A 12,789-nucleotide genomic window follows, 5' to 3' on the forward strand; every position below is an offset into this window, starting at 1 on the left:
TGCCGATGCGAAAGGGCATCGGCATCATTGATTCTCTTCCCGGTAGGGGTCGGCAATGCCCAGCCCTGCCAGCACGTCACGCTCGAGGGCTTCCATATGCTCGGCGTCATCGTCCTCGATATGGTCATAACCTAGCAAGTGCAAGGTGCCATGCACGAGCATATGGGCAAAATGGTCCTCGAGGGACTTGCCCTGAGCGGCCGCTTCCCGCGCCACGACGTGTACGCTGATGACGAGGTCGCCGAGAAAGCGCGAGGCGTCGTCCGCCTCATCCGCGGCCTCATCCTCAGCCGTCATCAGTTCCGGGGTCTGCGGCGCCTCAGCATCCCCCACGCCACCTGACTCCAGCATGACATCGTCGTCAGCGGCGTCGCCCTGAGGCTGGCCGTCGAGGCCGGCGTCTTCACCGTCATCGAATCCCGGAGCTTCCTCGGCGAAACGCTCCGCCAGTTCGGCCGGCAGGGCGAAGTCGTCGAGATCCAGTGGCTCATGCGGGAAGGACAGCACATTGGTGGAGGAATCCTTGCCGCGATAGTCGCGGTTGAGCCCGCGGCTTTCTTCCTCTTCCACCAGGCGCACGGTCAGCTCGTAGGGGGTGTCATCCGCCTCGCCGTCACTCTGCAGGGCGTCATCGGCCATGGCCCCTGCCAGCGCCGCGGCCACCCAGGCCTCGAGCTGATGGCTCGCCGGCAACGGCTGGCCATCGATCTCGCTCTCGGTGACAGCGAGTTGCAGGTCCACGACCACGGCAGGTGCCTGGCTCACTGAGCACCCCCATTGCCGGAGGGCCTGTCACTGGACGAGCTGTTCTCGAAGGGCGGCGTGCTGCCCTGGGCATTGAGTGCCGCCATGCGCGCTTCGCGCTCGGCCTGGCGCTTCTCGCGACGCTCGCCTTCCTGCTTCTCTTCCTCGGCCTCGAAGCTGTCGTAGGCCTCGACGATGCGCTGCACCAGCGGGTGACGCACCACGTCCTTGGCGAGGAAGCGGGTAATGCTGATCCCCGGGGTGTCCTTGAGCACTTCCAGCACGTGCGCAAGGCCCGACTGGGTACCACGCGGCAGGTCGACCTGCGAGACATCCCCGGTGATGACGGCGGTGGAGCCGAAACCGATGCGCGTCAGGAACATCTTCATCTGTTCGCGCGTGGTGTTCTGGGACTCATCGAGAATGATGTAGGCATTGTTGAGCGTCCGGCCACGCATGTAGGCCAGCGGGGCGATCTCGATGATCTGGCGCTCGATCATCTTGTTGACGTGCTCGAAGCCGAGCATCTCGTAGAGGGCGTCATAGAGCGGGCGCAGGTAGGGGTCGATCTTCTGGGCCAGATCGCCGGGCAGGAAGCCGAGCTTCTCGCCGGCCTCGACCGCAGGACGCACCAGCAGGATGCGGCGCACTTCCTGATTGTTGAGCGCTTCCACCGCAGCGGCGACGGCCAGATAGGTCTTGCCGGTACCGGCCGGGCCGATACCGAAGTTGATGTCGTGGTTGCGCATCTCGGTGACGTAACCCTGCTGGTTGAAGCCGCGCGGGCGGACCAGCACCTTGGGAGTACGAATCACCACGTCGCCGTAGCTGACGTCCTGGTCTTCCGCGGCTTCCACCAGTGCCTCGACACCGGATTCCTGCAGGAAGAGATGGACGGTCTCGGCATCGACTTCCCCGGCACCGGTCTCGCGATAGAGGTGCTCCAGCACGTTGGCTGCGGCCTTGACGGCAGCCGAGGGGCCGGCGATCTGGAAGTCGTTGCCGCGGTTGCGCAGGGTGACACCGAGTCGGGATTCGATCAGCTTGAGGTGCTCGTCGCGCTGACCGGTCAGGCTGGCCAGACGCTGTGGGTCTGCCGGCTCGAGCGTCATGTTGAGAATGCGATTGGCTTGCTGGGGCTGGTGGCTCAAGGCGTCGAATGTCCTGATGCAGGTGAATGCGTGAGTCGCGGTGGGCAAGGAATTCACCTGAGTGAAACCCGGCTGCCACGTCGTTGAGAAGAGCTTAATGCGCGATGGCCGTACAGGGCAATTGTCCTGTACGGCCAACGTGGCTATCCGCTTGATAGTGGGGGCTGATGGCGCCTCGTCAATCCCTGGGGCGACGAGTGATCAATAGCGATAGGGAGAGGCGAGCTCGCCACGCAGCGAATTGGGATAGGCCTCCGTGATCTCGACATCCACCAGGTAGCCGATCAGCTCGGTCGGGTTGGCGGCGCGGAAGTTGACCACGCGATTGTTCTCGGTACGCCCGGACAGCAGGCCCGGATCGCGCGGCGAGAACCCGGAGACCAGAATGCGCTGGGTGGTGCCGACCATCTTGCGCCCGATCTGCATCGCCTGCTGATTGATGCGCTCCTGCAGGATCATCAGGCGCTCCTTCTTCACCTCCTCGGGCGTATCATCCTCGAGGCTGGCCGCCGGGGTGCCGGGGCGTGCCGAGTAGATGAAGCTGAAGGAGTGATCGAAGCCGATCTGGCCGATCAGGTCCATGGTGTCCATGAAGTCCTGATCCGTCTCGCCCGGGAAGCCGACGATGAAGTCGGAAGAGAAGCTGATGTCCGGACGCAGCGCACGGATGCGCTCGAGCTTGTCGATGTAGAGATCACGCTCGTGGCCACGCTTCATCGCCGCCAGAATGCGGTTGGAGCCTGACTGCACCGGCAGGTGCAGGTGGCTGACCAGCTCGGGGATCTCGCCGAAGGCCTCGATCAGCGAGTCCTTGAACTCCAGCGGATGCGAGGTGGTGAAGCGGATGCGGTCGATCCCCTCGACCTGCGCCACGCAGCTGATCAGCTCGGCCAGGTCGATCTCCTCGCCCAGCAGGTTGAGGCCGGCGTAGGCATTGACGTTCTGGCCCAGCAGATTGATCTCGCGCACACCCTGGTCGGCCAGATGGATGACTTCATCCATCACCTTCTCGAAGGGACGTGAGACTTCCTCACCACGGGTGTAGGGCACCACGCAGAAGGTGCAGTACTTGGAGCAGCCTTCCATCACCGAGACGAAGGCGCTGGCGCCGTCGCTCTTGGGCGCGGGCAGGTTGTCGAACTTCTCGATCTCCGGGAAGGTCACGTCGACCACGGAGATCTGCTTGAGGCTCTCGCGACGCGTATTGAGCATCTTCGGCACGCGGTGCAGGGTCTGCGGGCCGAAGACCATGTCCACATGTGGCGCGCGCTTGCGCAGGTTGTCGCCTTCCTGACTGGCCACGCAGCCGCCGACACCGATCACCAGGTCCGGATTCTTCTCCTTGAGCTTCTTCCAGCGCCCCAGCTGATGGAACACCTTCTCCTGCGCCTTCTCGCGGATGGAGCAGGTGTTGAGCAGGATGACGTCTGCCTCGGATTCGTCGCTGGTGACTTCCATCTGGTGCGATTCGCCGAGCAGATCCGCCATGCGCGCGGAGTCATACTCGTTCATCTGGCAGCCGTGGGTCTTGATGAAGAGTTTCTTCGCCATTGCCTTGTGTGAACGCTCTGAGCTGCGCGCCGAACCTTCGTTCACTCCCGGCTCTCGACACCTTGGGTGGCGGAGGGCTTGAGAAGTGGTCAGGAGAAGGGGCGCGACTTGTGATGAATGAGCCCCGAGGCCTGAGCCTGGCGGGAATCGAGGGCGTGGCAGCCTTGAGACGTGATGCTCACTGCGTGCCTGAGCCGAAATCAGGACGGCATAGTATAGGAGTCTGGCGGGCATGCGGCCAGCCCTCAGACCGTGGCGGCCCCTGCAAGCTCTGGGGTTTCTCATGGAAATGTCGGGGGCGGGACGGGAGTGGCGAGAGGCTTGCACGCATGGCTTCAGGCTGAGGGTGGCTGTGGTATCCTCACGGGCAGATTGGCGACGTCCGCGTGTGATATCCGTCTCAAGCCCGTGTTGCAGGGCAAACAGGCAGCTGTCAATAGCTTGATTTATTGAGGTTTTCATGCCGACAGTGGCGGCACTGGTGCTGGTCAAAAAATAAACGATTTGTTGGCGAGGCAGGCATTTCGCCGTGCGCGGACCTTCCATCGTCACGTTGTCCCAAGACTTATCCACAGAAAGTGTGGATGTCTGATGACAGCGAAATATCTACTACGTCCCAGCGGTATAGTGATGTCAGGCAGGAAGCCTCGCGTCACGCAACCTGTCAGACAGCGCATGGGCAGATCAAGGCATGTCACGGCATGCCGACAAGCGGTCGACGGTGTTCGGCAGATGCGTTCGGAAGCCTCGATTCCGATGCCTGCTCGTCAGCGGCGACCACCGCCCTCAGACACCCATGAAGAACGCGACATGATGCGATCACTCACTCTCAGCACCTTTTCCCTTCGTTCACTCGGCAGCGTGAGCCTGCGCTCATTGCGCCGTGCCTTGCTTGGGCTTGGCGTCACCGGCAGCCTGATGCTGGGACTGTCTGCACCGCTGGCCAATGCCGCGAGCGAGCGTTGGGTCTCTGACAATCTCACCACCTTCGTGCGCAGCGGCCCCACCGATGGTTACCGTATCGTGGGCACGGTGGAGGCCGGGCAGCCGGTCGAGCTGCTCGACGTCCAGAATGACTACAGCAAGATCCGCACCGCCAGCGGTGACGTGGTCTGGCTGCCTTCCGCCGACCTTCAGGACACGCGCAGCGTCAATGCGCGTGTGCCGGCCCTCAGCAGCAAGGTCAAGGAGCTTACGGCCAGGCTCGATGGCATCAATGACGAGTGGGAAACCCGGGTCTCGGACATGAAGGCTGGCCTCGAGACGCGTCAGGCGCGCATCGAGGAGCTGGAAGCCTCCAGCAACAGCCAGTCCGCGGAGCTTGAGCAGGCCCGCAGCAAGATGCGCAAGATGCAGGCGCTGCTGGACACCCAGAAGCAGGACCTGCTGATGCGTTACTTCATGTATGGCGGTGGTGTGGCCGGTGCCGGACTGCTGGTCGGCCTGATCGTGCCGCACCTGCCGCGCCGCAAGAAGAAGCGTCACGGTTTCCTGTAATTCGTGAAGGTCTCCACTCGCCCGAGTGTCGCCGCACTCGGGCATCTCCAGATTCCAGGAGGGCTCTCCCATGTCAGCAGATGACCCCGTGTCAGCGTTGATGTCAGGCAATGCCCCGGCCAGTGACCCCTGGCTTGCGCGTTGGGCCGAAGGCTGGATCGGGTTTCATCTGCCGGCGCCCCATCCGGCGCTGGAGCGCTGGTGGCCGCGTCTCGACGTCGCGCCCCAGGCCAAGGTGCTGGTGCCGCTGTGTGGCAAGAGTCTGGACATGCGCTGGCTGGCGGCTCAGGGGCATCCGGTGCTGGGGATCGAGCTTGCGCGTCAGGCCTGTGAGGCCTTCGTGGCCGAGGGAGTCGGGGATGTCTCGCGCTATCGACTGGATCACTTCGAATGCTTCCGTCAGGGGCCGGTCGAGCTGTGGTGCGGAGACTTCTTCCACTTCCACATCGATCATGTCGATCATCTCGATGCCTTCTATGACCGTGCGGCGCTGATTGCACTGCCCGGGGCGACTCGTCAGCGTTATGCCTTCCATCTGGCTCAGCTGTTGCCGCCCGGCGCTCGCGGCCTGTTGATCAGTCTCGAGCGTGACACGGAGCGTGAACAAGGGCCGCCGTTTCATGTCTCGGAGGCGGAGATCCGGCGGCTGTTGGGCGCCAATTTCACGCTGGAGGTGCTGGAGCGCCGTGCGCCGGATGATCGTGGGCTGCGCGAGACGGTCTGGGCGCTGGTGCGCAAGGGGCCCAGAGAGTGATTGACTGATCCACCTCGCCGCGATACCTGGCGGGTCTGCCTCATCTCGTGAAACGCCACCGCCGCCCATTGGGCGGCGGTGGCGTTTTCGTTGGACGAGCAGGTGGTGCGGGGCTGCTGGACGCGTCTCCCGAGTGGACTTACTGGTCCAGCTGGCGGATCAGGGTGGTGTCCTGGAAGGCGCGTGTCAGGGCATCCCCGATCACCAGAGAGACCAGTTCGGTATTCTTCTCCTGGCTGGGCTTGAGGGCGTAGCCCTGATCACGCGTGGCGGTATAGCTGCCGGTGTAGCGCTGCTTGCCGGAGACCGCGACCGCCTGGATCACTCCGTTGAGTGCCGCGGTGTCGGTGAGCAGACCGCCGCGCTTCACGCCATAGGCCAGCTCGGTCAGCGAGAGGGTCAGTTCGGTGGCACCGGCATTGGCCTGCTCGGCGGTCACCGGCACGAAGCCCATGCGGCGCAGGGCGCTGATGGCCTGTGCCTCCAGCTTGGGCGTCAGATCGCCGGTCGGGACCACCAGATAGCTGGAGGCGTTGGTGGCACCATCACGGGTGCCGATGCGCTCAGAGGGTCGCTCGTCGCGCACTTCCACCACCACCTGCTGGCCATGGCCGACCACCCCCATCTCGCCAACCTGCGGGTTGACGTACAGGCGTTGCGGGCTGGTGCCGCAGGCGCTGAGTAGCGAGGTCGTGGCCATCAAGGCCACGCTCATGCAGGTAATACGCAGGTGTCGCATCATCGTTCGGGCTCCCGGGCCGGTGGCCGGTCAACAGTGGAAGGATCACGAGAGCCAGCTGAATGGCAGGCTCCCGGATTGATGGGCGCGAGTATAGGGTCAGATCGCGCCGGGTGAGTAGTGGAAATTCTGGCTCATGGCTGTTCCCGTTCGGCGACGCTCACTGGCCGGGCGGCACCCGGCGCGTCAATGCCAGCAGCCCCAGCAAGGGGCCGGGCAGAATGCTCAGCAGCAACAGGCTGCCCTGTGCGGCGATCAGCGGGGTCAGCAGGGCGATCGAGACCAGTGACAGGCTGAAACCGATGGCATTCATCAAGGCCAGCGCACTGGCCTGCAGCTCGACGGGTGTGCCGCCGGCCGCCAGCGCGGAGAATTGCGGGGAATCGATCACGGCCATCAGGCTCCAGAGCGCCAGCAGACCCAGCAGCAGGCCATAGCCGGCCTCGAGTTGCATGGCACTGACGAACAGCAGGGTGAGAATCACCGAGCCCGCCAATCCCAGGCGCGCGACCCACAGACTCCCGCGGGTGCGCGACAGCCAGCCTCCGACCACGCAACCGGGCCCGCCCACCGCGATCACCATGAAGCTGTGCAGCGCCAGTTGCGTGGCCGAGAGCGAGAGGCCGTTGAGTCTGGCCATGGTCGTCAGCAATAGCGGCACCAATGCCCACAGCGTATAGAGCTCCCACATGTGGCCGAAGTAGCCCAGCGCGCCGCGCACGAAACCGGGATGACGCCAGGCGGCCAGCCCTCGTGTCGCGCGGGCAAGCAAGGATGTCTGCGTCGAGGCAGGCGCTGGTGCGGGCGGGACGACAGCGGGCAGCAAGGCCACCAGTCCGGCCCCGGCCACGGCCAGCAGCGAGGCCATGCCGATCGCCGCCCCCCAGGGAAGCGAGAAGCTGCCACTGAGTTGCAGGGCAGCCAGGCCATGTGGCAGCGAGGTGCCCAGCACCAGCATGCCGACCAGCCAGGCCAGTGCAGCTCCGGCGCGGTCCGGGGCCGTCTGTACCATCAGCTTGAGCCCGATGGGATAGATGCCGGCCAGCGCCAGGCCGGTCAGCACGCGCAGCGCCGAGGCACTCAACAGCCCCGGCGCGAGGATGAGCGCCAGGTTGGTCAGCGCCCCCAGCAGGCACGAAGCCATGAACAGGTGGCGTGCCGCGAAGCGGTCTGCCAGTCCCGCCAGCCCCAGGGTCAGGGTGCCGACGATGAAGCCGCCCTGTACCGAGGAGGTCAGTTGCCCCAGAGCGCCAGCGCTCTCGCCGGCAAAGTTCCAGCTCGCCAGCATTGGCGTCAGCACGGCATTGGGCGTGAACCACAGGCTGGTGCCGAACAGCTGAGCCAGCGCGATGAGGGCGACGGGGTAACGGCTGGCCAGTTGCCGCCAACGGGCATCGGCCGAGGAAAGAGACTTTGAGGAGGACAAGAGAGCACCTGGTTGAGCGCGAGCGACATGAAAACGGGCGACACCGTGGAGTGTCGCCCGTATCGCAGGTCCTGACCAGTCAGGCAGATGACGCATCGCTCAGAGCGTCAGACGCAGCGCGAGTGGCCTCGCTCAAAGCCCCATGGTCGAGGAGGTGGAGCGGCGCGGGTCGGCACCGCCATAGAAGGTGCCGTCCTGGATCATCACGGACTGGATGGCCCCCATGGCGTCCTTGGTGACGACCTTGTGGCCCATCGCCTCGAGCAGGCGGATGGTGTCCTGACTGATGCCCGCCTCGATGCGGATCTCATCCGGCAGCCACTGGTGGTGGATGCGCGGAGCGCTGACCGCCGACTGGATGTTCATGCCGTGGTCGATCACGTTCATCAGCACCTGAAGCGTGGTGGTGATGATGCGCGAGCCGCCGGGGCTGCCGGTGACGAGGAAGTTCTTGCCATCCTTCATCACGATGGTCGGGCTCATGGAGGACAGCATGCGCTTGCCCGGCTCGATCTTGTTGGCGACGCCACCGATCAGGCCATAGGCATTGGGCACGCCCGGCTTGGCGGAGAAGTCATCCATCTCGTTGTTGAGCAGGAAACCTGCGCCATCCACCACGATGCCGGAGCCATAGCTGAAGTTGATGGTGTAGGTATTGGAGACGGCCAGGCCATTGCCATCGGCGATCGAGAAGTGGGTGGTCTGGTTGGATTCATAGGGCTGCGGCTTGCCGGGCTTGATCTCGCTGGACGGCGTGGCCTGGTTCATGTCGAACTGGCCGCGCAGCTCCTTGGCGTAGTCCTTGGAGGTGATGCCGGCCAGCGGCACATCGACGAAGTCGGTGTCGCCCAGATACTCGGAGCGATCGGCGTAGGCACGGCGCATCGCCTCGGCCATCACGTGGATGGTGGCGGCGGAATTGAAGCCCATCGCCTGGATGTCGTCACCCTCGAGCATGTTGAGAATCTGGACGATGTGCGCCCCGCCGGAGGAGGGCGGGCTCATCGAGAAGATGTCGTAGCCACGATAGGTGCCATGGACCGGCTCACGGATTTCCGGCTCGTAGGCCTTCAGGTCATCCATCGTCATGATGCCGTCATGGCGATCCATCTCGGCGACGATCAGCCTGGCCGTCTCACCTTCATAGAACTCCCGTGCCCCATTGGCGGCGATACGCTTGAGCGTCGCGGCCAGCTCCGGCTGCTTGAACAGCTCACCCGCCTCGTAATTGCTGCCGTCTGCCTTGTAGAACACCTTGGCGGTGCTGTCCCACTTGGCGAGGCGGTCCTTGGCATCGCTCAGCCCCTTGGCGAAGCGGGTCGGGATGACGAAACCGTCTTCCGCCAGCTTGATGGCCGGAGCCAGTGCCTGCTCGAGCGTCAGGGTGCCGTAGTCCTCCAGTGCCTTGGCAAGACCGGCCACGGTGCCGGGCACGCCCGCAGCGCGATGCGTGAAGCGAGACCACTCGGCCACGGCTTCGCCATTCTCGTCCTGGAACATCGTCTCGCTGGCCGCAGCCGGAGCTTTCTCACGGTAATCGATGGCGACCACCTTGCCGGTCTTCTCATCGGACACCAGCATGAAACCGCCGCCCCCGATGTTGCCGGAGCGGGGTTGGGTCACGGCCAGCGCGAAGCCGGCCACCACGGCGGCATCGACGGCATTGCCGCCTTCCGCCAGGACATCACGTGCGACCTGTGAGGCCAGGTAATGGCTGGTGGCGACCATGCCATGCTTGCCTTCCACCGGATGGAAACGCTCGCCTTCCAGAATCGCGCTGCTGTCCGCGAAGGCGGCCGGCATCGCGGTGGGCAGTAGACCTGCCAGAGGCAGTAGTGCCGCCGCGGCGAAGGTCTTCAGACGCTTGCGTGCTGCACAAGGGGTGTCGAACATGAGTGGTAGTCCCTTTATCGTTATTGGAGTCGCTGCATGGCGTCGGTGACGCGCGCGCCACGTGCTGTCGTGAGTCGCATCGGGAGTGGCTACCCAGACGAACCGTTTTACTATCAGATGCTAATGCACCAATTTCAACCTCGATGATGACGGCGTCCGTCGCGCAGAGGGGAACGCAAGCGCTGGTGCCGGAACGGCATGACGCTTCACACAGTGCCTGTCTTTTGTGAGAGGGTGACGTAAAATGCCCCTTCCACTTGCTGATGGCGCCTGATGACATGTCTGATCTACTGCCGAATGATTTCAAGATTGCCCCGTCGATCCTGTCTGCCGACTTCGCCCGCCTGGGGCAGGAAGTCGAGGATGTGCTGGCGTCCGGTGCGGATATCGTGCACTTCGACGTGATGGACAATCATTACGTGCCCAACCTCACCATCGGTCCGATGGTGTGCAAGGCGCTGCGTGACTATGGCATCACGGCAGAGATCGATGCGCACCTGATGGTCACCCCGGTGGATCGCATGATCGGCGACTTCGCCGAGGCAGGCGCCAGCTTCATCACCTTCCATCCGGAAGCCTCCGATCACGTCGATCGCTCGCTGCAACTGATCCGTGACGCGGGCTGCAAGTCCGGCCTGGTCTTCAATCCGGCCACGCCGCTGTCCTATCTCGATTACGTGATGGACAAGGTCGACATGATCCTTCTGATGAGCGTCAATCCGGGCTTCGGCGGGCAGTCCTTCATCCCCGGAACGCTGGACAAGCTGCGTGAAGCGCGCCGGCGCATCGATGCCTCCGGCTACAACATCCGTCTCGAGATCGATGGTGGCGTGAAGGTCGACAACATCGCCGAGATCGCGCGTGCCGGTGCTGACACCTTCGTCGCGGGTTCCGCCATCTTCAATGCGCGCAGCGACAGCGATGCCAACCGCTATGACAGCGTGCTGGCGAAACTGCGTGCCGAGCTTGCCAGCGTGCGTGGCTGATCCGGCCATGCCGGAAGCGACTGTGCCGGGAGAACCGCGTGTCGCGGACGCGGCGGCGCAGACGGGCGAGACGTCATCCGAGTGGTGGCTGTATGTCCTCGAGACGGCCCAGGGGCGCCTCTATACCGGCATCAGTACCGATGTGACGCGTCGCCTGAGCGAGCATGCCGGCGGCAAGCGGGGCGCGCGTGCCCTGCGTGGCAAGGGGCCCTTGACGTTGTGTTATCAACAGGCGGTCGGGGATCGCTCGCGGGCACTCAAGCTCGAGTACCGCGTCAAGCAGCTGAGTGTCTCCGCCAAGCGGCGCCTGATTGCCGGCGAACTGACGCTGGAGAGCCTGCTCGGGTAAGTGCCTGAACGCACAAGTGCCTGAACGAAAAACGCCCCCGACGGAGACCGTCGGGGGCGTTTTTCGTTCTGAGCGGGTGATCAGTGCAGCTTCATCTTCGGACGCAGGTAGCGATTCAGGCCATCCACGATGACGGTCATGCCGGTCTTGATCACGCCGTGGATCGCCATCTGGTGCATGCGATACAGCGAGGCGTAGAAGAACTTGGCCAGGCGGCCTTCGATGAACAACGAGCGCGCGGAGGCGCCGCGCATCAGCGAGCCGACGGCATCGAAGTGCGCCAGCGAGATCAGCGAGCCATGGTCCTTGAACACGAATTCCTTCAGCGGCTTGTTGTCCATTGCCGCACGCAGATTCTTGACCATCAGACTGGCCTGCTGGTGAGCGGCCTGGGCGCGTGGCGGCACGCGCTTGTCATCCGGCTGCGGGCAGCTGGCGCAATCGCCGAGCGCGAAGATGGCGTCATCGTCGATGCTCTGCATGGTCTGGTGGACCTTGACCTGGTGGTTGCGCTCGGTGGACAGGCCCAGCTCCGACAGGAAGGACGGCGCCCGGATACCGGCGGCCCATACGCTCAGATCCGCCTCGATCAGGGTGCCATCGGCCGTGGTGATGCCGCGTTCGTCGGCACAGGTCACGCGGGTGTCAGTGTGGATGTCCACACCGAGCCGGGTCAGCTCCTTGGCGACCGGCTTGCCGATGCGCTCCGGCAGGGCCGGCAGGATGCGGGGAGCGGCCTCGATCAGATGCACCTTGACCTGACGATCCTCCAGCGAGGAGAAGCCATAGCTGTGCAGCATCTTTGAGGCATCGAACAGCTCGGCGGACAGTTCGACCCCGGTCGCGCCGGCGCCGATGATGGCGACGTTGAGCTGCTGGCGCTCACACTTGTCGCCATTGGCGCTGAAGCGCAGGAAGGTGTCGAGCATGTCGCGACGGAACTTCTCGGCCTGCTGCGGGCTGTCCAGGAAGTGACAGTGCTCGGCGACGCCCTGGGTACCGAAGTCGTTGGACACGCTGCCCAGCGACAGCACCAGATAGTCATAGCTCAGGGTGCGCGAGGGCAGCAGTACGGTGCCGTTGGCATCGTGGATGGCCGCCAGTGTCAGCTGCTTCTCTTCGCGCTCCAGGCTTTCGAGAGTCCCGCGTTGGAACTTGTAGCCGTGGGCCTTGGAGTGGCCCTGGTAGGACACCTCATCAAGACCGGAATCCAGCACGCCGGTGGCCACTTCGTGCAGCAGAGGCTTCCAGATATGCGTGGAATTGCGATCGATGAGGATGATTTCGGCTTTCTTCTTGCGACCCAGCTTGTGGCCAAGCTTGGTGACAAGTTCCAGACCGCCGGCGCCACCGCCGACAACCACGATGCGGGGAATAGCCATGGAGAGCTCCTGAGAGTGACAAGATCGAAAAGGACAAGCAGAAACTGGCTGTCGCCGGAGCGTCGGGTTGCGCGTTTTTTCGTTGTCACTGGCGCCACACCCGGAGGGACGGTCGACTGAATGGCGCTATGGTAACGTGACCGCTGGCGTGCTAATAGTGGCAGGGTGAAGGAATGTAATTTTTTTACGGATTTTTCCAACAAAACAGATGAAACCATGCGTTGCGTGGATGAATGGCGGACGATTCTCGTCCCGTGACAGCCGGATTCAGCGAGTGATCTCAGGAGGCCAGGTGAGCGAAAAGACGGTAATGCAGA

The 12,789-nt window shown here is 63.8% G+C and carries 11 protein-coding genes; 4 read left to right on the forward strand and 7 right to left on the reverse strand.

What is annotated here, in order from left to right:
* Nucleotides 1-24: 24 nt before the first annotated feature.
* The 3 genes from ybeY to miaB form a co-directional block, all read right to left on the reverse strand.
* The gene (gene ybeY / locus AC26AR_RS03030) at nucleotides 25-639 is read right to left on the reverse strand and encodes an rRNA maturation RNase YbeY (RefSeq protein ID WP_176493268.1); all 615 of its coding nucleotides are present in this window, start codon (nucleotides 637-639) and stop codon (nucleotides 25-27) included.
* 122 nt (nucleotides 640-761) lie between these two features.
* The gene (locus AC26AR_RS03035; RefSeq protein ID WP_373996114.1) at nucleotides 762-1,895 is read right to left on the reverse strand and encodes a PhoH family protein; all 1,134 of its coding nucleotides are present in this window, start codon (nucleotides 1,893-1,895) and stop codon (nucleotides 762-764) included.
* 201 nt (nucleotides 1,896-2,096) lie between these two features.
* On the reverse strand, nucleotides 2,097-3,446 hold the full coding sequence (miaB, locus tag AC26AR_RS03040; RefSeq protein WP_077373068.1) for a tRNA (N6-isopentenyl adenosine(37)-C2)-methylthiotransferase MiaB: 1,350 nt from the start codon (nucleotides 3,444-3,446) through the stop codon (nucleotides 2,097-2,099).
* A gap of 810 nt (nucleotides 3,447-4,256) precedes the next feature.
* On the opposite strand from miaB, the gene AC26AR_RS03045 reads away from it, so the two are divergent.
* A complete protein-coding gene (locus AC26AR_RS03045) occupies nucleotides 4,257-4,943 on the forward strand; it encodes a TIGR04211 family SH3 domain-containing protein (protein ID WP_307722825.1) in 687 nt (228 codons plus the stop codon).
* A 70-nt stretch (nucleotides 4,944-5,013) separates the two neighbouring features.
* Nucleotides 5,014-5,697 carry a thiopurine S-methyltransferase gene (locus tag AC26AR_RS03050; RefSeq protein WP_488107528.1) on the forward strand — a complete coding sequence of 228 codons (684 nt, stop codon included), beginning with the start codon at nucleotides 5,014-5,016 and terminating at the stop codon, nucleotides 5,695-5,697.
* A gap of 139 nt (nucleotides 5,698-5,836) precedes the next feature.
* Here the strand turns inward: AC26AR_RS03050 and AC26AR_RS03055 are convergent, their stop codons facing one another.
* From AC26AR_RS03055 to ggt, 3 genes are all read right to left on the reverse strand, one after another.
* Complete coding sequence (locus tag AC26AR_RS03055; protein ID WP_488107529.1) at nucleotides 5,837-6,439, reverse strand: YajG family lipoprotein; 603 nt, start codon at nucleotides 6,437-6,439, stop codon at nucleotides 5,837-5,839.
* A 157-nt stretch (nucleotides 6,440-6,596) separates the two neighbouring features.
* The gene (locus tag AC26AR_RS03060; protein WP_254696416.1) at nucleotides 6,597-7,862 is read right to left on the reverse strand and encodes an MFS transporter; all 1,266 of its coding nucleotides are present in this window, start codon (nucleotides 7,860-7,862) and stop codon (nucleotides 6,597-6,599) included.
* A 132-nt stretch (nucleotides 7,863-7,994) separates the two neighbouring features.
* Nucleotides 7,995-9,665 carry a gamma-glutamyltransferase gene (gene ggt / locus AC26AR_RS03065; RefSeq protein WP_488107877.1) on the reverse strand — a complete coding sequence of 557 codons (1,671 nt, stop codon included), beginning with the start codon at nucleotides 9,663-9,665 and terminating at the stop codon, nucleotides 7,995-7,997.
* 368 nt (nucleotides 9,666-10,033) lie between these two features.
* Here ggt and rpe point away from each other — a divergent pair, with 368 nt between their 5' ends.
* A complete protein-coding gene (gene rpe / locus AC26AR_RS03070; protein WP_077373074.1) occupies nucleotides 10,034-10,741 on the forward strand; it encodes a ribulose-phosphate 3-epimerase in 708 nt (235 codons plus the stop codon).
* 7 nt (nucleotides 10,742-10,748) lie between these two features.
* A complete protein-coding gene (locus AC26AR_RS03075; protein WP_176492860.1) occupies nucleotides 10,749-11,090 on the forward strand; it encodes a GIY-YIG nuclease family protein in 342 nt (113 codons plus the stop codon).
* Between the two features lie 80 nt (nucleotides 11,091-11,170).
* On the opposite strand, the gene AC26AR_RS03080 is transcribed toward AC26AR_RS03075, so the two are convergent.
* The gene (locus AC26AR_RS03080) at nucleotides 11,171-12,472 is read right to left on the reverse strand and encodes an NAD(P)/FAD-dependent oxidoreductase (RefSeq protein WP_077371416.1); all 1,302 of its coding nucleotides are present in this window, start codon (nucleotides 12,470-12,472) and stop codon (nucleotides 11,171-11,173) included.
* Nucleotides 12,473-12,789 lie beyond the last annotated feature (317 nt).

Source organism: Cobetia sp. PS-4MA, from assembly GCF_057670765.1.